The organism is Stenotrophomonas sp. YJH_SMC_40 (genome assembly GCF_059368615.1).
The window spans coordinates 56,934-76,658 of sequence record NZ_JCAFRX010000004.1 but is presented as its reverse complement, the minus strand read 5'-3'; the positions used below and the strand labels follow the sequence as shown (position 1 = coordinate 76,658).

Genomic DNA, 19,725 nt, shown 5'->3' with positions numbered 1-19,725 from the left:
GACCTTCGGACCGTCACCGCCGGCGGTTAACATTGGGCTATTCACCACAAGGGCTGGACCATGGATCCGATTCTGCTCGGCAAAGGCATCACCGACGATGTGGCCGTCACCCTGCTGCCGAAACTCGGCAACCGCCACGGCCTGGTGGCCGGCGCCACCGGTACCGGCAAGACCGTGACCCTGATGACCCTGGCCGAGGGCTTCTCGCGGCTGGGCGTGCCGGTGTTCCTGGCCGATGTGAAGGGCGATGTGTCCGGCCTGGCGGTGCCCGGCACCGGCGCCGAGAACCTGCTCAAGCGCGCCGCCGAGATCGGCGTGGCCGACTACGCACCGGCCGCCAGCCCGACCATTTTCTGGGACCTGTACGGCAAGCTGGGTCACCCGGTGCGCACCACGGTCAGCGAGATGGGCCCGACCCTGCTGGCGCGCATCCTCGAGTTGAACGACACCCAGTCCGGCGTGCTCGACATCGTGTTCAAGCTGGCCGACGACCGTGGCCTGCTGCTGCTGGACATGGACGACCTGCGCGCCCTGCTCGGCCTGGTGGCCGAGGAGCGCAAGGACATCTCCACCGAGTACGGCCTGGTCAGCGCGCAGTCCATCGCTGCGATCCAGCGGTCGGTGCTGCGCCTGGCGCAGGATGGCGGCGAGAACTTCTTCGGTGAGCCGGCCCTGGAACTGGCCGACGTCATGCGGGTCAATCACGACGGCCGCGGCATGATCGGCATCCTTGCCGCCGACCAGCTGGTGCTCAAGCCGAAGCTGTATTCCACCTTCCTGTTGTGGCTGCTGTCGGAGCTGTTCGAGCAGCTGCCGGAGGTGGGCGACCTGGACAAGCCGAAGCTGGTCTTCATCTTCGACGAAGCGCACCTGCTGTTCGACGATGCACCGCCGTCGCTGGTGCAGCGCATCGAGCAGGTGGTGCGCCTGATCCGCTCCAAGGGTGTGGGCGTGTACTTCTGCTCGCAGTTCCCTGATGACGTGCCGGGCAACATCCTCGGCCAGCTCGGCAACCGCGTGCAGCATGCGCTGCGTGCATTCACCCCGCGCGACCAGAAGGCAGTGAAGACTGCTGCCGAGACCTTCGTGCCGAACCCGAAGCTGGACGTGGCCAAGGTGCTCAGCCAGCTCGGTACCGGCGAAGCGCTGGTGTCCACGCTGCAGGACAAGGGTGTGCCGATGCCGGTGCAGCAGACGATGATCGCGCCGCCGCGCTGCCGGATGGGGCCGATCACCGACGCCGAGCGTGCCCAGGTGCGTGCCGGCAGCCCGGTCGGCAGCCGCTACGACACCGCGATCAACCGCGAATCGGCCGCCGAACTGCTGGCCCAGCGTGCGCAGAAGACCGTCGAACAGGCGCAGGCACCGGCCGCGCGCAGCCGCGAGCAGGACGAAGCGCAGGAAGGCGGTTTCGGCCAGGCGATCAAGGACGCGATCTTCGGCACCAAGCGCCGCCAGGGCATGATCGAAACCATGGCCAAGCAGACCACGCGCACCGTCGGCACCAAGCTGGGCAACCAGATCGTGCGTGGCATCCTGGGTGGCATCTTCGGCGGCAAGCGCTGATCCGCCACTACTGGGGTCGGATCCCTTTCCTGCGGAAAGGATCCGACCCCATCGTTCCCCTGAAAAGAAGTCGCACCACATGTCGCGTTGGCGTCCCCCTGCAGAAAAGAGTACCGCCCTGATCACTGCCTCCGGCCATGCCCGGCTGAAGACCGAGCTGGATGACCTGTGGCGTGTGCGCCGCCCCGAGGTGGTGAAGGCACTGGCCGCGGCCGCTGCGGAAGGCGACCGTTCGGAAAACGCCGAGTACACCTATCGCAAGAAGCAGCTGGGCGAGATCGACCGTCGTGTGCGCTACCTGACCAAGCGGTTGGAATCGCTACGCGTGGTCGATACCACGCCGACCGATCCGCTGGCGGTGTTCTTCGGCGCATGGGTGGAACTGGAGAACGTGGACAGCGGTGAGACCAGCCGCTATCGCATTGTCGGGCCGGATGAGACCGATGCTGGGCTGGGCTGGATCAGCATCGATTCCCCCCTGGCGCGTGCGCTGCTGAAGAAGCGGCTGGATGACGAGTTCTCGGTGGAGCTGCCCGGCGGCCAGTTCACCTTTGCGGTGATCGGAGTGGAATATGAGCCGTTGTAGCGTCGACTGTCAGTCGACCACCGCGCCAAGCGCGGCACAAACCTCCGCAGCCGGACGGTAAACGCACCGCGATCCTCATCGCGGTTGATGACTCGCCGAAGCCATCTGTCGGGCGTTCACGGCCTCGGAACGAAGAGCAGTCGACTGACAGTCGACTCTACATAGCCCCGTGCAACGGCGGCGGGTACTGGCGGCCGGCACGCAGCGGGCGGAAGTACGCGGCATCTGCATAGAAGGCGGCATCCTGTCCATGGTGCCAGCCCGGGATTCCCGCCAGCGGCAGCGGACGCAACTGCAGGGGATCGGTCACTGCCCTGCCCTCGACGATGGCCGAAGCCACTGCGTCAACGCAGGCATCATCGACTTCGCCGTGCACCACCACGCACTTGCCGACCAGCAGGCGCCCCGGTAGCAGCGCCTGCTCCATCAGCGCGTGCCCGAATATCGCAGCGATTGCGATGTCACCACTCTGCCAGCGCGCAGGCTCGAACAACGCCGGCCAATCATGCACGTCCCATGCGGCCAACACGTCCTCATCGCGCACACGCACGATCACACCGGTTTCGTCGAACTGGGTCAGCGCGGCCTGCGCGCGATTGCGCTGGCCCGGCGGCATGGATGCGATATGCCTGCACTGCTGCACATTGAGCACCTGCTTGAGTTGCGGGTAACGGTCCCACACCAGTGCATTGAACAGGTCATGCCAGTTGTCGGCGCGGGTGGCGATGCGCCCCTGTGCGATGCGGGCTTCGTAGTGCAGGCCGTCGGCCAGCAGCGCGGCATCCTGCTCGACCAGGTGCTTGCCGGGCAGCGTGAGGCGTGCCTCGAGCGCTGCAATGGACGGCCACTCAGGGCTGGCCAGCAGGTCATGGATGTCGCGCAACCCGGCAAACACCGGGTGCGCGAACACCTGCGGATCGACCGCCGCACGCGGCGGCGGCACGAAGCGGCGCACACCGCTGCCGTCACCGGCGGCGGTCGTCGCTGCGGTCACAGCATCTTGAGATCGAATGCCGGGCGGGTAGCGGCGGGCAGCGCATCACCGTACAGGTCGTGCTCGTCGCTCTCGGTGATTTCCACGTCGACGAACTCACCCACGCGCAGCGGCACCTGGTCGGCATTCTGGATGTGCACCAGGCCGTCGATCTCCGGCGCATCGGCCTTGGAACGGGCCACGGCGATGTCACCTTCGATGGCATCGACCAGGCACTGCTGCACGGTACCGATCTTGGCTTCCAGGCGCGCGGCGGAAATCTTCGCCTGCTTCTCCATGAAACGGGCCAGGCGTTCCTGCTTCACTTCTTCCGGCACCGCATCGGGCAGGTCGTTGGCGGTGGCACCTTCGACCGGTGAGTAGGCAAACGCACCGACGCGATCCAGCTGTGCCTCGTCCAGGAACGACAGCAGTTCTTCGAACTCGGCCTCGGTCTCGCCCGGGAAGCCGACGATGAAAGTCGAACGCACGGTGATGTCCGGCGCGATACGGCGCCAGTTCTGCACACGCTCCAGGGTCTTCTCGACCGCACCCGGACGCTTCATCAGGCGCAGGATGCGCGGGCTGGCGTGCTGGAACGGAATGTCCAGGTACGGCAGGATGCGGTTCTCAGCCATCAGCGGCACCACCTCGTCCACGTGCGGGTACGGGTAGACGTAGTGCATGCGCACCCACGCATCCAGCTCGGACAGGCCTTCGCACAGTGCCTTCAGGCGGGTCTGGTAGGCCTTGTCGCGCCACATCTTCTCGGCGTACTTCACGTCCACGCCATAGGCCGAGGTGTCCTGCGACACCACCAGCAGCTCGCGCACGCCACCACGCACCAGGCGCTCGGCCTCACGCAGCACCTCGTCGACCGGGCGCGAGACCAGCTTGCCGCGCATCGACGGGATGATGCAGAAGCTGCACTTGTGGTTGCAGCCTTCGGAGATCTTCAGGTAAGCGTAGTGGCGCGGAGTCAGCTTGATGCCGTAGTCCGGCACCAGGTCCACGAACGGATCGTGCTTGGGCGGCAGTGCTTCATGCACCGCTTCCATCACGCTCTGGTAGTCCTGCGGGCCGGACACCGCCAGCACGTTCGGGTAGGCCTCGCGGATCTGCTCCGGGCGCTTGCCCAGGCAGCCGGTGACGATGACCTTGCCGTTCTGGTTCATCGCCTCGCCAATCGCGTCCAGCGACTCGGTCACCGCCGAATCGATGAAGCCGCAGGTGTTGACCACCACCACGTCAGCCGAATCGTAGGACGGGACGATGTCGTAACCTTCCGAGCGGAGCTGGGTGAGGATGCGCTCGGAATCGACAAGGGCCTTCGGGCAGCCAAGGCTGACGAAGCCGACTTTGGGGTTCAGCTGGGACATGGAATCGCGGGACTCTGGGGGCCTAGGCCCCTGCCGGCATGGCAGGGGGTCCTGGGGGCCGGGGCCTGAAAGGGCGCCAGTATACCGGGGTTGGCGGCCGGGCTCTGAATGGCCAGCCGCCCGATCGCGCACAGCCGCTGACACCGCGCTAACCCGCGCAGCACCGACAATGCAGTCCTGTCCCTGCAACGAGAGTAGATGACGATGGCCGAGTGGATCACCCTGGATACGCACCACGGCGCGGTACGGGCCTGGCAGGCACTCCCCGAGGGCACCGCGCGAGGCGGGCTGGTGGTGGTGCAGGAAATCTTCGGCGCCAACCCGCACATCCGCGGCGTGGCGGAACGCTTCGCCGCCGAGGGCTATGCGGTGCTGGCACCGTCGTTCTTCGACCTGGTCGATGGCCCCGATGCCGACCCGGACGCCCTGCCCTACGACGCCGACGGGGTGAAGCAGGGCCTGGACCGGGTCAGCGCGCTGGGCATGGAGAAGGCGCTGGAAGTGGTCCGCGCGGCGGCCACCCGGCTGGCCCCCTACGGCAAGGTCGGCACCGTCGGCTACTGCTGGGGCGGTACGGTAGCGATGCTGTCCGCAGTGCGCCTGGGCCTGCCCTCCGTCAGCTACTACGGCGCGCGCAACGTCCAGTTCCTCGATGAGACGCCGAAGGCGCCGGTGATCTTCCACTTCGGCGCCCAGGACCGCAGCATCCCGCCGGAAGCGGTCCAGGCCCATCGCGAGAAGCTGCCGCAGATGACCACCTTCGTCTATCCGGCCGACCACGCCTTCAACCGGGAGGTCGGACATGCGTATGATCCAGACAGCGCCGCCCTGGCGCTGCAACGCACCCTGGACTTCTTCTCGGAGCATCTTGGATGAGCGAATTCAAACTCGATTCACGCCTGGCCACCGATAGCGTGCTGGTGGCCGAAGGACCGTTGTCGCAAGTGCGGCTGATGAACGACGAACGATTCCCGTGGCTGGTACTGGTACCGCGCCTGGCCGGGGTCACCGAGTGGATCGAGCTGGACGGCGAGCAGCAGGACAAGCTGCGCACCGAGCTCAACCGCGCCTGCAAGGCCCTGAAGGGCGCCGACGGGGTGGAGAAGATCAACATCGGCGCACTGGGCAACATCGTGCGCCAGCTGCACTTCCACGTGATCGGCCGCCATGACGGTGATCCGGCCTGGCCGGGCCCGGTCTGGGGCAGCGGTCCCGCGCACCGCTACGAAGCGGCCGCACTGGACCAGCATGTCGCCTACTGGAAGGAACGGCTAGGATATCCGGCCCACACCTGAGCCTTCGCCGACCCGATGCGATTCAACCTCGTTGCCGCCATCCTGCTGATCCTGATCGGCCTGTTCATGCTCGCCAGCAACCTCGGCTGGACGCACCTGAACCTGTCCAAGCTGCTGCTGACCTGGTGGCCGGTGGCACTGGTGGGCGTGGGTATCGCAATGCTGTTCGGTCGCGGGAAATAAGCTGGTGCCGGGCCACGCCCGGCGAGCGCAGCGTGTGGCCGCACCCATGAAAACGCCGGGCATGCCCGGCGTTTTCGTCATGCGATGGCGCGCCAGTCAGGTCCGCGGCAGGGTCACGCCGGTCTGGCCCTGGTACTTGCCGCCACGATCGCGGTACGACGTCTCGCAGATGTCATCGGCGGCCGCCTGGAAGAACAGCATCTGCGCCACGCCTTCATTGGCGTAGATGCGTGCCGGCAGCGGCGTGGTGTTGCTGAATTCCAGGGTGACGTGGCCTTCCCACTCCGGTTCCAGCGGCGTCACGTTGACGATGATGCCGCAGCGCGCATAGGTGCTCTTGCCCAGGCACACCACCAGGGTATCGCGGGGGATGCGGAAATACTCCACGGTACGCGCCAGCGCGAAGCTGTTCGGCGGAATGATGCACTCGTCGGCGGTGATGTCGACGAAGCTGCCCGAGTCGAAATGCTTGGGATCGACGATGGTCGAGTTGATGTTGGTGAACACCTTGAACTCGCGCGAGCAGCGCACGTCGTAGCCATAGCTGGACGTGCCGTAGCTGACGATGCGCTCGCCGTTGGCCTGCTTGACCTGCCCTGCCTCGAACGGCTCGATCATGCCGTGCTGCTCGGACATGCGGCGGATCCAACGGTCACTCTTGATGCTCATGCTCTGTCCTGTTGAACGAGGGGGAATGGGGCTGCGCCCGAGGCGGCGATTCTACAGGTGGCCTTCCTGCGGCGGCCATGCTTGCCGCTTGGCGAAGAGAGCCGCTTCAGAGCGCCACGCCTACGATCGATGCACCAGAATCTTGAATAACAAATGAGACTTATCGCCAAAATTTTAACCAGTTATCACATATTTGTGTCATTTTCAATCATATCGCCAGACACGAAACAAACCGAAACAAAAATTAAAATACCTTTTAATTCAATAACCTGAGCCCGCTTTTCGGCATTCCGGCGATTCATGAGCGCTAGATGAACATTGCGCAGCAAAAGCTTCATCGTTACGGTTTCATTCATCCTGAACAATTCGTTCAGGTCCGTTTGAATCGAACCGCTTCCCCTCTGCAACCGCAAAGGAACACGATGAATCTGAACTTCAATGGACGCACGCTGAAGCGCACTGCACTTGCGCTCGTTCTAGGCGCCTTGGCCGGCACCAGCTATGCCCAGAGCACCACCGGCGATATCGTCGGCAGCGTGACCTCGGCGGACAAGATCCAGGTCAAGAGCTTGGCGTCGGGCACGACGCGTGAAGTGAATGTCAGTGGCGACGGACGTTTCCGTGTTTCGCAGCTGCCAACCGGCACCTATGAGGTCACCACGGTCAGCAATGGCAGCCCCACCGCAACCACCCGGGTGACCGTGGTCGCCGGCCAGTCCTCGATGGCCACCTTCGCGTCCGCATCCTCTGGTGGCGCGACATCCTTGGATACGGTGAATGTACGCGCGCTGGGAGCGGCGAACGCAATTGACCTGGGCAGTGTCGAATCCCGCACCACGTTCACCGCCGACAAGCTCAACTCACTGCCGGTCGCCCGTGATGTCACCAGCGTCTCGCTGCTGACTCCCGGCACCGTATCGTCCAGCGGATACTTCGGCCCAGCCTCGTTCGGCGGTGCGTCGGCCGCCGAGAACAGCTACTACGTCAATGGCTTCAACGTCACCAACCTGTACGACAGCCTGTCGTTCTCGGAGATTCCGTATCAGGCCATCGACCAGCTGGACATTCAGACCGGTGGTTATGGCGCCAAGTACGGCTTTTCGACCGGTGGCGTGACCAGCGTCAACGTCAAGCGCGGCACCAACGAGTGGAAGGGTGGCTTCAGCTGGACAGGCGCTCCTGACTCGCTGCGCGAGAACGAACCGGACACCTACTACAACGATGGCTCGATCTTCCGCTCCTACGACAAGAACAGCAGCAGTTCGAACGTCTACAGCGTCTGGGCTGGCGGCCCCCTGATCGAGGACAAGCTGTTCGTGTTCGCGATGGGCCAGTTCAGCAACTCCAAGACCGGCAGCTACAGCAGCCGCGGATCGCAGTACACCACCAACGGTCGCCCACCGAGCGCTGCTGCGCTCTCTACGACCGGGTACGACTATGAGTCCAAGACGCCCTACTGGCTGCTGAAGGTCGATTGGTACCTCAATGAGAACAATCACCTGGAGTACACCGGCTTCGACAACAGCCGTCGCTACAGCTACAACTATTTCAATGCACTCTATGACAAGCCAGACGCGGGTGGCGAACCCGCACGCACCAATGATCTCGGCGAACTGATCGGCAAGACCGGCGGCCAGACCGACATCTTCAAGTGGACTAGCTACCTGACCGAGAATCTTACGGGTTCGATCCAGTACGGCCAGATGCGCAACCGCAGCTCGGAACACACGATCAGCCCCGATGGTGTGACCAGCTTCTATGACGGCAACATCAACAGCCCTGAAGGCGCATGCCCGTACGTGCTGGATTACCGCTCGGAGACCGGCGGCACCGGCCGTCGTATCGGCTGCGCCGTCGCCAGCACGGTAGGAATGTTCGGCGGCCGTAACGAGCGCAAAGGCGCACGTGCGGACTTTGACTGGCAGTTGGGCGACCACAAGATCGGCTTTGGCTACAGCGACGAGAAGTGGACTTCGGTGCAGGGCACCTCCTACTCCGCAGGTGCGCTGTGGTATCTGGAAGATGACTACGCAAACCGTGTGAACTTCCGGAATGGTGGCTCGATCGAAATCAAGCAGAAGTCCTGGTATGTACAGGACAACTGGCAGATTACCGACAACTTCATGCTGTACGCCGGCATCCGCAACGACTCGTTCGACAACAAGAACTCCGACGGTATCAGCTTCGTAAAGCAGGATGATATCTGGCAGCCGCGCTTCGGATTCTCGTGGGACATTCTGGGTGACGGCCGCAGCAAGCTGTTCGCGTCGGCCGGCCGCTACTCCCTGCCCATTGCTGCGAATGTGGCGCTTCGCGCAGCGAGCGCGTCGTACTACCTGGACCAGTACTTCACCTACGACGGCATCAATCCGAACGGCTCGCCCATCATTACTGGGAGCTACGAAGATGGTGCATATGACAACATCGTCAACGGTGAAAGCGGCGTCACCCCAGATCCTCGCGCGGTGGCGTCCAAGGGTCTGAAGCCCTATACGCAAGATGAGGTGATCCTTGGCTACCAGCAGCAGATCAACTCCTCGATCGACTTCTTCAACGATTGGACCGTCGGCATCAAAGCGACCTATCGCCGTGCCAACAAGGTTATCGACGATACCTGCGATTCCCGTTCGCTCTACAACGCTGCGGTAGCCGCCGGCTATGACCTTTCCAACTGGGCCGATCCTTGGACCGTGCCGGAAGGCCTGCCGGGCTGCTGGATCTACAACCCGGGCAGCGACCTGCAGGTCACCTTGGACGTGGACGGTGATGGCAAGGTTGACGACATCACAGTGCCGGGGGCAAGCCTGGGCCCGAAGGCCAAGCGCGTGTACAAGGCCGTAACCCTCAGTGCAGACAAGCAGACCGAGCGCTGGTACGCCAGCTTCTCGTACACGTGGTCCAAGCTGGAAGGCAATTACGAAGGTCTGGTCAAGAGCACCAACGGCCAGGATGACACTGGCACCACATCCGACTTCGATTTTGCCGAAATCATGTATGGCTCGGACGGATATCTGTTCAATGACCATCGCCACAGCATCAAGCTGTACGGTGGGTTCAAGTTCACGGATGAGTGGTCGGTCGGTCTGAACATGCTGGCCCAGTCCGGTGCACCGAAGAGCTGCCTGGGTGGCGGCTGGGGCAGCTTCGATACCGAGTATGGCTACTCCGGCGTGTTCCACAGCTGCGAACTCAATGGCAACCAGCCGGCTGACGACATCTCCAAGGTCGGTAGCGCGGGCCGTACCCCGTGGCAGTTCACGGTCAGCCCGAACATCACTTACACCCCGAACTGGCTGAAGGGCCTGAGCGTGCAGATGTCGGTGATCAACGCATTCAACAACATCAAGCCGGTGCAGGTGTACGAAACAAAGTACGGCCGGCCGAGCTCGGCACCGACCATCCGCACCTACTACAACTACAACACGCCGAAATACTTCAACGATCCGCGCTACGTCCGCTTCCAGGTCCAGTACGACTGGTAAACGGTTCCCTCTCCAGGAACGCCTCGGATTGCCGCCGGCCTCGCGCCGGCGGCTTTTTCTTTGCAGCCGCGGTCAGAGCAGCGACGACAGGATCGGAATCGACGCCCGCGGGCGCTTGCCCACTTCCTCGATCAGGCGCTGCGCGGCATGGCGGTAGGCCTGCGCCGGCACCGAATCGGGCTGCGCCACGGTGATCGGGGTACCGCTATCGCCCTGCTCGCGGATGCCGATCTGCAGCGGCAGCGATCCCAGCAGCGGCACGCCGTACTGCGCGGCCATGCGCTCGCCACCGCCCTCGCCGAACAGATGCTCGACATGCCCGCAGTTGCTGCAGGTGTGCACGGCCATGTTCTCGACAATGCCCAGCACCGGCACCTCGACCTTCTCGAACATCTTCAGCGCCTTCTTCGCATCCAGCGTGGCGATGTCCTGCGGCGTGGTGACGATCACCGCACCGGCCAGCGGGATCTTCTGGGTCAGGGTCAGCTGGATGTCGCCGGTGCCCGGCGGCAGGTCGATCAGCAGGAAATCCAGGTCATCCCACAGCGTGTCGTTGAACAGCTGGGTCATTGCCGAGGTGGCCATCGGACCGCGCCAGATCATCGGCGTGTCCTCTTCGATCAGGTAACCGATCGACATCGTGTCCACGCCGAACGCGCGCAGGGGCTCGATGCTCTTGTTGTCGGGACTTTCCGGCCGCCCGGACAAGCCCAGCATGGCGGGCACGCTGGGGCCGTAGATGTCCGCGTCCAGCACGCCGACACGTGCGCCCAGCTGCTGCAGCGCCACGGCCAGATTGACCGCGGTGGTCGACTTGCCCACGCCGCCCTTGCCGGAGCCGACCGCGATGACATTGCGGATGCGGGCATGTGGCGTCAGTCCCTTCTGGACCTGGCTGGCATGGGGGCGGCGGGGGGAACTGTTCACAACGGGCACCAGCTGTATCAGGGGGAATAACCCAACATCATACAAGCTGGACGTAGCCTGACTGAAATTCAGGATTGCTACAGATTCGTGCACAGATTGTTAAGTTCATGTTACGTTCCTGAAGCACTGTTTTGGGCTGCGGAGCTGGTTTCCAGCGCGCACGATGGCGCATGCGCAGTGCCGATTTTTGTTTTTGCTCTCTATTGGAACTACATGAAATACGCAAGCAACACCGCACGTCGCAACACGCTCGCCGTCGCCCTGATTTCCGCCCTGATGGCCGCCGCCCCGGCAATAGCCCAGGACAAGGCGACCAACCTGGACAAGATCACCGTCACCGGTTCGCTGATCCCGCAGACCCAGGTTGAAACCCAGACCCCGGTGATGTCCATCACCGCCGAAGACATCCAGACCCGCGGCTTCAGCAGCGTTGCTGAAGTGCTGCAGCAGTCCTCGCTGACCACCGGCGGCCTGCAGGGTGGCCAGACCTCGGGTTCGTTCACCCAGGGCGCTGAAGCAGCCGGCATGTTCGGCCTGAATCCGGGTTACACCAAGTACCTGATCAACGGCCGCCCGATGCTCTCGTATCCGGCGCTGTACAACGGTAGCGACACCTTCAACAACATCAGCGGCATTCCGATCGACATCGTCGAGCGCATCGAAGTGCTGCCCGGTGGCCAGTCCTCGCTGTACGGCTCGGACGCGATCGCCGGTGTGGTCAACATCATCCTGAAGGAGCGCATGGACGGCGGTACGATGACCGTCCGTGGCGGCACCTACACCGAAGGCGGCGGCAGCAACATCCGCTTCAGCGCAGCCAAGGGCTTCAACGCGTTCGACGACCGCTTCCACGCGCTGGTCAACGTGCAGATCGAGAACGGCAGCCCGATCTGGGGCTACCAGCGTGACATCACCAAGCAGAACAACCCGGTCGGCTACACCGCGCAGGTGCCGTCGAACGACTTCGCCGTCATCACCAATGCAGACAACAAGCTGCTGATGATGGACCCGAGCCGCTGCGCCAACGTGGCAGGCCTGTACGACGGCACCACCGTCGTCGGCAAGCGCGCGTCGGGCGAGTCCTGCGGTTCGGTGTACAGCGCCGGCTACAAGACCCTGAAGAACGGCAAGAACAGCGGCCAGTTCTACTCGTCGATGACCTTCGACGTGAACGACAACTTCCAGCTGTTCGCCGACGTGCTGTACAGCAAGGAAAAGACCGAGTTCACCTCCGGCTCCAGCGCCCTGTGGTGGGGCACGAAGTCGGTCATGGGTGGCTTCTACGACCAGGGCGCAGGCAAGGTCGTGAACCTGCAGCGCGCCTTCGCGCCGGAGGAGATCGGCGCGGGCGACTACAACAACATCCTGAACTCCGATGAGAGCCGCGCCTACCAGGTCACCCTGGGCGGCAAGGGCATGGTCGGCGACTGGGATTACAGCGCCAGCTTCACCCGTGGCGAGTACCGCCTGGACCAGAACCGCTTCGTGCGCTGGAAGGACAAGATCGAGGACTTCTTCGGCCAGACCGTGCTTGGCCCGCGCCTGGGCACCTACACCGACCCGAAGGACCCGACCGCCACGTTCGGCATCTACAACCCGAACTACGCTGCCTTCTACTCGCCGATCACCCCGGACCAGTTCGCCAGCTTCACCGGCTACGGCACCCACCGCAGCAAGACCTAGCAGAACCTGGGTCGCGTGCAGGTGACCAACGGCTCGCTGTTCAGCCTGCCGGGCGGTGACGCCGGCCTGGCCGTCGTGCTGGAAGGTGGCAGCGAAGGTTGGGACTACTCGCCGGACCAGGCCTTCGTCGACGGCAATGTGTGGGGCACCACCGCCGTCGCGGGCGCCGGCCACCGCAGCAACTACGCGGTCACCAGCGAACTGCGCATGCCGCTGCTGGAGAAGCTGACCGTCAGCGCCTCTGGCCGCTATGACGCGTTCAAGATCGCAGACAAGACCGTCGACAAGGCCACCTACAGCATCGGTCTGGAATTCCGCCCGATCGAGAGCCTGCTGCTGCGCGGCAAGTACGGCACCGCCTTCCGTGCACCGACCCTGTCCGATGCCTTCCAGGGCATGAGCGGCTCGTACTCGTCCGGCCAGAACGACTACTACCGTTGCAGCCAGCTGGGCTACGGCCTGCGCGACGAGAAGTGCGCGTTCTACAAGAACACCTCGGTGTACAGCGAAAAGTCCGGCAACCCGGACCTGAAGCCGATCACCGCCGACGTGTGGAGCGCAGGCGTGGTGTGGGCCCCGGTGAGCAACTTCTCGCTGTCGGCCGACTACTACAACTGGAAGATCAAGAACGAGGTCAAGACCCTCAGCACCGACCAGCTGCTGCTGGCCGAGTACCAGTGCCACAACGGCCTGCCGAACAACACCTCGGCCAGCTGCCAGAACGTCACCGACTGGGTGTCGCGCGATGCCGGCGGCAACCTGACCCGCGTGTACACGCCGAAGCTCAACGTCGCCAGCCAGAACCTGGAAGCGGTGACGGTGGCGGCCAAGTACCAGCAGGATATCGGTCGCTTCGGCTCGCTGATGTTCTCCGGCAACTACACGAACATGCTGAAGCGTGAAGTGCAGCCGATGCCGGGCGCCGCCAAGCTCGACCTGCTGAGCGATCCGTACAACATGTGGTACTACGACAACTTCGCCAAGGTCCGTGGCGATCTGTCGGTGGCCTGGAACATCGCCAAGTTCACCACCACCGTGTACGCCAACTACGTCGGCAGCACCCCGAACTACCTGGCCTACACCGGCCGCAGCTACGGCTATGTCCACTCTTCCGGTGCCAAGGCCGGCAAGTGGGGTTCGTACACCACGTACAACCTGAGCATGAACTATCAGGCACAGGACGATCTGGTCCTGTCGCTGATGGTCAACAACGTGTTCAACAAGCTGCCGGAAGGCCAGCGCTACAACTACCCGGGCAACGAATCGACCCCGTTCAATGACGGCTTCTACAGCGTCTACGGCCGCCAGATCTCGGCCCAGGTCAAGTACAACTTCTGATCCCGTCGTTTTCCGGACTTCGTGTCTGGACCAGGCCCCGCTTCGGCGGGGCCTTTTTTTTGGGGCTGCGTCGGGCCGGCAGGAATCATTCAGCATCCAGACATGTTCAGCGACACTCGAACAAAACAATAAAAATCAATAGGTTGTATCAATTTAGATCGAAGTACACGGAGAGCGAAGAGGCTCCTGACCACAGCTTGATGACTCCCTTATGAACGTTTGACAGCATCAGCTAATGTCGTGTTAATCTCGAGTTACCGGCAGGTGAAGCCGGTAACGCCGGGAGGCGGCAGGGTACTGCCGGTACCGGGCACGGGGCACACGGAGACGCCCGCAAGGCAAGTCCCCGGTGTACGACGCAATCATTGGATTCAAGGGGATTTCAGATGATCAATCGCAAGTCGCTCGGCCGGCATCCGCTGAGCTTTGCCCTCGCTACCGCCGTGCTGCTCGCCGCAGCGGCGCCGGCGATCGCCCAGAATGGCGCCTTCGACTTGACCGCTGAGGAAGCGGCCAAGTCGAAGGCAACCAACCTGGACACGGTGACCGTCACCGGCTCGCGCATCAGCCGCGACGTGTTCAACTCGGTGTCCCCGGTCCAGGTCGTGACCCGTGAGGAAACCACGCTGGCCGGCTTCAACTCGACCACCGCCGCACTGCAGAGCACCGCGGTGACCGCAGGTGCATCGCAGATCAACAACGCCTACGGTGGCTACGTCACCGACGGCGGCCCCGGCGCCAACACCCTCGGCCTGCGCGGCCTCGGCCCGACCCGCACCCTGATCCTGCTCAACGGCCGCCGCGTCTCGCCGGCCGGTTCGCGCGGCTCGGTCGGCTCGACGGACCTGAACGTGCTGCCGAACTCGATCGTCGACCGCGTCGAAATCCTGAAGGACGGCGCCTCCTCGATCTACGGCTCCGACGCGGTCGCGGGCGTGATCAACATCATCACCAAGAAGAAGGTCGACGGCGTCACCTTCGAAGGCCAGCACAATGCGACCGACGGCGGCGGCGGCGACGAACGTCGCTATGCGCTGACCTTCGGCACCACCGGCGAGCGTTCGCACTTCTCCGGTTCGTACGAGTACACAGTGCGCAACGCACTTAACCTTGGCGACCGCGACTGGACCCGCTGCGCCACCGACAAGTATCGCGACATCGATGCCGGCGACTACTGGGGCAGCGGCGACTTCATCGATCCGCTGACCGGCAAGTCCAAGTGCTACACCCTCGACGGCGGCGGCGTGACCATCAACACGCTTGGCACCAACACCCGTACCGGCGTCGCCGCGCCGGGGGGCAGCGGCACCCGCTTCAACCGCTGGCGCCCGAATTCGTCGGTCACCACCGGCCTGGTTGGCTACGAAGGCGTGGGTGCGCTGAACCGCGACACCTTCGACCCGCAGATGCTCAACCAGTCGCTGATCTCGCCGGTCAAGACCCACACCGCCTACTTCCAGGGCGGCTTCGACCTCAACGCACTGGGCGACGCTGAGCTGTACTACGAGTTCCTCGGCAACCACCGCAAGTCGACCCAGACCGGCTATCGCCAGCTGACCCTGGACTATGCAGTGGGTAATCCGCTTATCCCGGCCAACCTCCGCGACAGCGTTGCGGGCCCGGCCACCGACCAGACCAATGGCGTGCCGATGGGCGTACGTGCCTTCATTGGTTTCGGCAACGACCAGAGCAAGCAGAAGGTCGACTTCCTGCGCTTTAACGCCGGCCTGCGTGGCCACCTGAGCTCGGAATGGAATTACGACTTCAACATCATGCATTCGCGCAGCGATGCGGACTACACCTTCCAGAGCTTCCTGACCAGCCGCCTGGCGCAGAGCCTGGACGTGGTCTCAAACGGGGCCGGTGGCTTCGTCTGCCGTGACGCCTCCAACGGCTGCGTCGCCGCCCCCCCGGTGAACAACAACACCATCGGCGGCCGCCTGCCGCAGGACTGGAAGGACTGGGTGTTCGTCCCGGTCACCGGCAACACGCTGTACAAGGAAACCACGGTCAACTTCAACGTCAATGGCCCGCTGTTCGACATGCCGTATGGCTCGGCCGGCGGCGCGTTCGGTGTGGAGTACCGCAAGGCCCGCATCGACGACAGCCCGTCGCAGTACTCCATTGACCAGGACCTGTACAACCTGACCGCTTCCTCGCCGACCCGCGGCAGCGACTCGGTGTTCGAAGCCTACGGCGAATTGGAACTGCCGCTGCTGTCCGGTGTTACCGGCGCTGAGGAGCTGTCGGTCAACCTGTCCGGCCGCTATACCGACTACAAGTCCTATGGTTCCGACGAGACCTACAAGATTGGCACCCTGTGGACCCCGGTGAAGTGGCTGTCGTTCCGTGCATCCTACGGCACCTCGTACCGCGCACCAGCCCTGTTCGAGCAGTTCCTGGGCGCCACCACCGGCTTCCTGCCGCAGTCGTCCGACCCCTGCGACAACTACATTGAGGCCCGCCCGGAATCGATGCGCTACCAGAACTGCGCGTCGCTGGGCCTGGATCCGGAGTTCACCCAGCTGCAAGGCATCACCGTCTACACCCAGGGCGGCGCGGAAAACAACCTGAAGGCTGAAACCTCCACCGCCAAGACCTTCGGCGTGGTGCTGCAGCCGGAGTTCGGCCCAGCCTTCGGCGATCTGTCGCTGGCCCTGGACTACTTCGACATCAAGGTCGAGAACGGTGTGCAGGACGCAGGCGGCGCCGCCATCCTGCGCAACTGCTACGGCAGCTCCACCGCAGACTTCACTGCGGGCAACGGCCTGTGCCGCCTGATCCAGCGCAACCCGCAGACCAACCAGCTGACGGTCACCAACGGCTTCATCAACGTCTCCACCAACAAGGTGCGCGGCCTGGACTTCACCCTGCGCTATGTGCGTGACATCGGCCCGGGCGAGTTCCGTGCCACGCTGCAGGGCACGCACTACTTCGAGCAGACCAGCCAGCTGTTCTCGGACGATCCGAAGGTCGACTCGGCCGGCATGATCGGCTCGCCGGAAAACACCGCCACCCTGGACCTGAACTACAAGTGGAAGAACTGGCGCGTCCGTTACGGTCTGGACTGGATCGACAACATGGACAGCTACGCCTACTACGAGGAGCGCAACCCGGGCCTGTTCGATCCGGCCACCAGCCAGTACAAAATGTACACCCCGAACTACTTCATCCAGGCAGCCTCGCTGCAGTATGAAGCGGACAAGTGGTCGGTCACCGGCGGCGTGCGCAACCTTGCCAACAAGAAGCCGCCGACCATTTCGCAGGGCGTGCTGAGCACGGTTGGCAACGCGCCCCTGTACAGCGGCTTCGATTACTTCGGCCGCACGTACTTCGTGAACATCACCCGCTCGTTCTGATCCTGTTGTCACCCACCGCCGCCCTTCGGGGCGGCGGTTTCGTTTCCGGCCCCGGCCTTGCGCCGGGATCGTCCCGAGATCGAGGCAAGCAATGAAGCGAACCCTGCTGCTGGCGGCCCTGGCCGGCATCTCCCCCTGGCTACATGCCAAACCTGTCGCCCCAACCGTCGAACAACTGGCGGCCTTCCCTGCCATCTCCAGCCTGTCGCTCTCACCGGACGGCCAGCACATCGCCGGCCTGCGCGCCGATGGCGAAGAGCGCGTGATCGTGGTCTGGCGTACCGATGCGCTGGACAAGCCGCCGACGGTGATCGGCGCCAACCGGATGAAGTTCCAGAGCGTCTCGTTCATCAAGAACGGGCAGCTGGCGGTGGTGTTGTGGCAGCCCTTCGACCTGCGCACCGACCGCGTGACCAAGACCTTCGTCAGCAAGTTCTTCATCACCGACATCGAGGGCAAGCAGTGGAAAGAGCCCATTACGCCGCCGCGTGCCAGCAGCCGCAGCGAGGAACTCGAGCAGGCGCTGTCCAACCCGACGGTGCTGGACACGCTTCCCAATGATCCGGACCACATTTTGGTGATCAACGGCAGCGGGGGCAGTTCCGGCGATGTCTACAAGGTCGACCTGCGCAGCTTCACCTCGCAGCGCGTGCAGAAGACCGAGGAACGTGTGGCCGGCTATGTCACCGACCTGGACAGCGAGCTGCGTGCACGCCTGCGCCAGGACGTGGACGGAACCGGCGCCTATGTCGCTACCGAGTTCCGCAACACTGGCAGCGGTGCGTGGGAAGAGCACTTCCGCTCCTATGTGAAGAACCGCGACGTCAACCAGGTGATCGGCTTTGCCGATGACCCGAACATCGCCTTCGTGCTGAGCAACGTCGGCCGTGACAAGGCGATCGTGTACGAGTACGACATCGCCGCCCGCAAGCAGAAGGAAGTGCTGTACGAACACAAGCTGTTCAACGCCAGCTCGATGTCGATCAACCGCTATCGCAACGGCGCGATCCCGTTCGGCGAGATCCTCGGCATCCGCTATGCGGGCCCGCGCGGTGACGACCTGCAGTGGACATCGCCGCAAATGAAGGCGCTGGACCAGGGCCTTCGCCAGGCCTTGGGCATCCAGCAGCAACCGCTGGAAATGGTCGACACCGCCAATGGCCAGCGCTTCACCACCAATTACGACACTGGCCGCAGCTACCAGGTGGTGGACTACACCCCCGACCTGTCCACCGTGCTGGTGGTCACGTCGGGCCCGTCCAACCCACCCGAGTACCACCTGCTGCGCAACGGCAAGCTGACCCTGCTGGCCAAGACCTATCCGGACATCCAGCCTGCGGCCCTGGGCGATACGAAGCTGGTCTACTACAAGGCCCGCGACGGGCTGGACATCCCGGCATTCCTGACCACGCCCAACACCGAACTGTGTGGCGCCGGCCCCTGGAAGGCGGTCGTGCACCCGCATGGCGGTCCCTGGGCCCGCGATGGAATCGACTTCGATGGCTCGATGTGGGTGCCGCTGATGGCATCGCGCTGCATGGCCGTACTGCGCCCGCAGTTCCGCGGCTCGGCTGACTGGGGCCGCAAGCTGTGGATGGCGGGTGACGCCGAATGGGGCCAGAAGATGCAGGACGACAAGGATGATGGCGCGCAGTGGATGGTCGACCAGAAGATCGCCCGGCCTGGTCACATCGCCATGTTCGGCTTCTCCTATGGTGGATACTCGGCGTTTGCCGCCTCGGTTCGCCCGAACGGCCTGTACAAGTGCGCGATTGCCGGCGCCGGCGTCTCGGACATCAAGAAAATCTGGTCGCGCTTCTACACCAATCCGTTCTTCCGCCAGGCGCAGGCGCCGACCGTTGCAGGCCTTAACCCGCTGGACAAGGCGGGCGAGATGAAGATTCCGTTGATGGTCTACCACGGTGACCGCGACCGTACCGTGCCCATCGAGCAATCGGAGTGGTTCGTGAACAAGGCCAAGAGCTCGGGGCAGCCGGTCGAGTTCCATGCCATCGCCGACTATGCGCACGGTCCGGCCTGGACTCGGAAGATCATGGCCGACCAGCTGCACCTGATCGACGACTATCTCGGCAAGGGCTGCGGCGGCGACGGCCTGTAATCGATGCGTTACCCAAGCAAGGGCGCCCCACCGGGCGCCCTTGCTCGTTCTGGTCCTTGCGCCCGGCCATGACCTTCGACACCCTTGCTGGGCAGGCCGGCGGCGTATCGTTCGGCCCACGGCCGTCCCTGCGGCCCTTCCCTGACTCACTCGGCCTGGAGGCCAT

13 protein-coding genes and 1 pseudogene are annotated in these 19,725 nt (G+C 63.7%); 9 read left to right on the top strand and 5 right to left on the bottom strand.

Annotation, left to right across the window (positions count from 1 at the left end; translation table 11 throughout):
* The first annotated feature begins 60 nt into the window (after positions 1–60).
* Together AC5P6X_RS08660 and greB are read left to right on the top strand one after the other, a co-directional pair.
* On the top strand, positions 61–1,566 hold the full coding sequence (locus tag AC5P6X_RS08660) for a helicase HerA-like domain-containing protein (protein WP_329756990.1): 1,506 nt from the start codon (positions 61–63) through the stop codon (positions 1,564–1,566).
* A 79-nt stretch (positions 1,567–1,645) separates the two neighbouring features.
* A complete protein-coding gene (gene greB, locus AC5P6X_RS08655) occupies positions 1,646–2,152 on the top strand; it encodes a transcription elongation factor GreB (RefSeq protein ID WP_049451984.1) in 507 nt (168 codons plus the stop codon).
* A 157-nt stretch (positions 2,153–2,309) separates the two neighbouring features.
* On the opposite strand, the gene AC5P6X_RS08650 is transcribed toward greB, so the two are convergent.
* Both AC5P6X_RS08650 and rimO read right to left on the bottom strand, forming a co-directional pair.
* Positions 2,310–3,146: a DUF3025 domain-containing protein gene (locus AC5P6X_RS08650; protein ID WP_049451983.1), complete on the bottom strand. Its 837-nt coding sequence runs from the start codon at positions 3,144–3,146 to the stop codon at positions 2,310–2,312.
* Positions 3,143–4,504, bottom strand: coding sequence for a 30S ribosomal protein S12 methylthiotransferase RimO (gene rimO / locus AC5P6X_RS08645; protein ID WP_088435897.1), 1,362 nt, complete (start codon positions 4,502–4,504; stop codon positions 3,143–3,145). The genes AC5P6X_RS08650 and rimO overlap by 4 nt, the downstream gene beginning before the upstream one ends.
* A 204-nt stretch (positions 4,505–4,708) precedes the next feature.
* Between rimO and AC5P6X_RS08640 the strand changes: the two genes are divergently transcribed.
* From AC5P6X_RS08640 to AC5P6X_RS08630, 3 genes are read left to right on the top strand one after another with little or no spacing between them, the layout of a single operon-like run.
* On the top strand, positions 4,709–5,380 hold the full coding sequence (locus tag AC5P6X_RS08640) for a dienelactone hydrolase family protein (RefSeq protein WP_169449099.1): 672 nt from the start codon (positions 4,709–4,711) through the stop codon (positions 5,378–5,380).
* The gene (locus AC5P6X_RS08635; RefSeq protein WP_329756992.1) at positions 5,377–5,799 is read left to right on the top strand and encodes an HIT family protein; all 423 of its coding nucleotides are present in this window, start codon (positions 5,377–5,379) and stop codon (positions 5,797–5,799) included. Before AC5P6X_RS08640 ends, AC5P6X_RS08635 begins: the two co-directional genes overlap by 4 nt.
* Before the next feature lie 15 nt (positions 5,800–5,814).
* The gene (locus AC5P6X_RS08630; RefSeq protein ID WP_005410498.1) at positions 5,815–5,982 is read left to right on the top strand and encodes a LiaI-LiaF-like domain-containing protein; all 168 of its coding nucleotides are present in this window, start codon (positions 5,815–5,817) and stop codon (positions 5,980–5,982) included.
* A gap of 96 nt (positions 5,983–6,078) precedes the next feature.
* Here AC5P6X_RS08630 and dcd read toward each other — a convergent pair whose 3' ends face one another.
* Both dcd and AC5P6X_RS08620 read right to left on the bottom strand, forming a co-directional pair.
* The gene (dcd, locus tag AC5P6X_RS08625) at positions 6,079–6,651 is read right to left on the bottom strand and encodes a dCTP deaminase (protein ID WP_005410499.1); all 573 of its coding nucleotides are present in this window, start codon (positions 6,649–6,651) and stop codon (positions 6,079–6,081) included.
* Between the two features lie 185 nt (positions 6,652–6,836).
* Positions 6,837–7,007 carry a hypothetical protein gene (locus AC5P6X_RS08620; protein ID WP_169448292.1) on the bottom strand — a complete coding sequence of 57 codons (171 nt, stop codon included), beginning with the start codon at positions 7,005–7,007 and terminating at the stop codon, positions 6,837–6,839.
* Positions 7,008–7,073: 66 nt separating this feature from the next.
* On the opposite strand from AC5P6X_RS08620, the gene AC5P6X_RS08615 reads away from it, so the two are divergent.
* The gene (locus AC5P6X_RS08615) at positions 7,074–10,133 is read left to right on the top strand and encodes a TonB-dependent receptor (protein ID WP_099605924.1); all 3,060 of its coding nucleotides are present in this window, start codon (positions 7,074–7,076) and stop codon (positions 10,131–10,133) included.
* 72 nt (positions 10,134–10,205) lie between these two features.
* Here AC5P6X_RS08615 and apbC read toward each other — a convergent pair whose 3' ends face one another.
* The gene (gene apbC / locus AC5P6X_RS08610; protein WP_005414099.1) at positions 10,206–11,060 is read right to left on the bottom strand and encodes an iron-sulfur cluster carrier protein ApbC; all 855 of its coding nucleotides are present in this window, start codon (positions 11,058–11,060) and stop codon (positions 10,206–10,208) included.
* Positions 11,061–11,273: 213 nt separating this feature from the next.
* On the opposite strand from apbC, the pseudogene AC5P6X_RS08605 reads away from it, so the two are divergent.
* The 3 genes and pseudogenes from AC5P6X_RS08605 to AC5P6X_RS08595 all read left to right on the top strand — a co-directional run bounded on the left by AC5P6X_RS08605 (position 11,274) and on the right by AC5P6X_RS08595 (position 19,559).
* A pseudogene (locus tag AC5P6X_RS08605) lies at positions 11,274–14,081 on the top strand (TonB-dependent receptor plug domain-containing protein).
* A 386-nt stretch (positions 14,082–14,467) separates the two neighbouring features.
* On the top strand, positions 14,468–17,440 hold the full coding sequence (locus AC5P6X_RS08600) for a TonB-dependent receptor plug domain-containing protein (RefSeq protein ID WP_495215410.1): 2,973 nt from the start codon (positions 14,468–14,470) through the stop codon (positions 17,438–17,440).
* Positions 17,441–17,531: 91 nt separating this feature from the next.
* Positions 17,532–19,559 carry an alpha/beta hydrolase family protein gene (locus AC5P6X_RS08595; RefSeq protein WP_049451978.1) on the top strand — a complete coding sequence of 676 codons (2,028 nt, stop codon included), beginning with the start codon at positions 17,532–17,534 and terminating at the stop codon, positions 19,557–19,559.
* Positions 19,560–19,725: the final 166 nt, after the last annotated feature.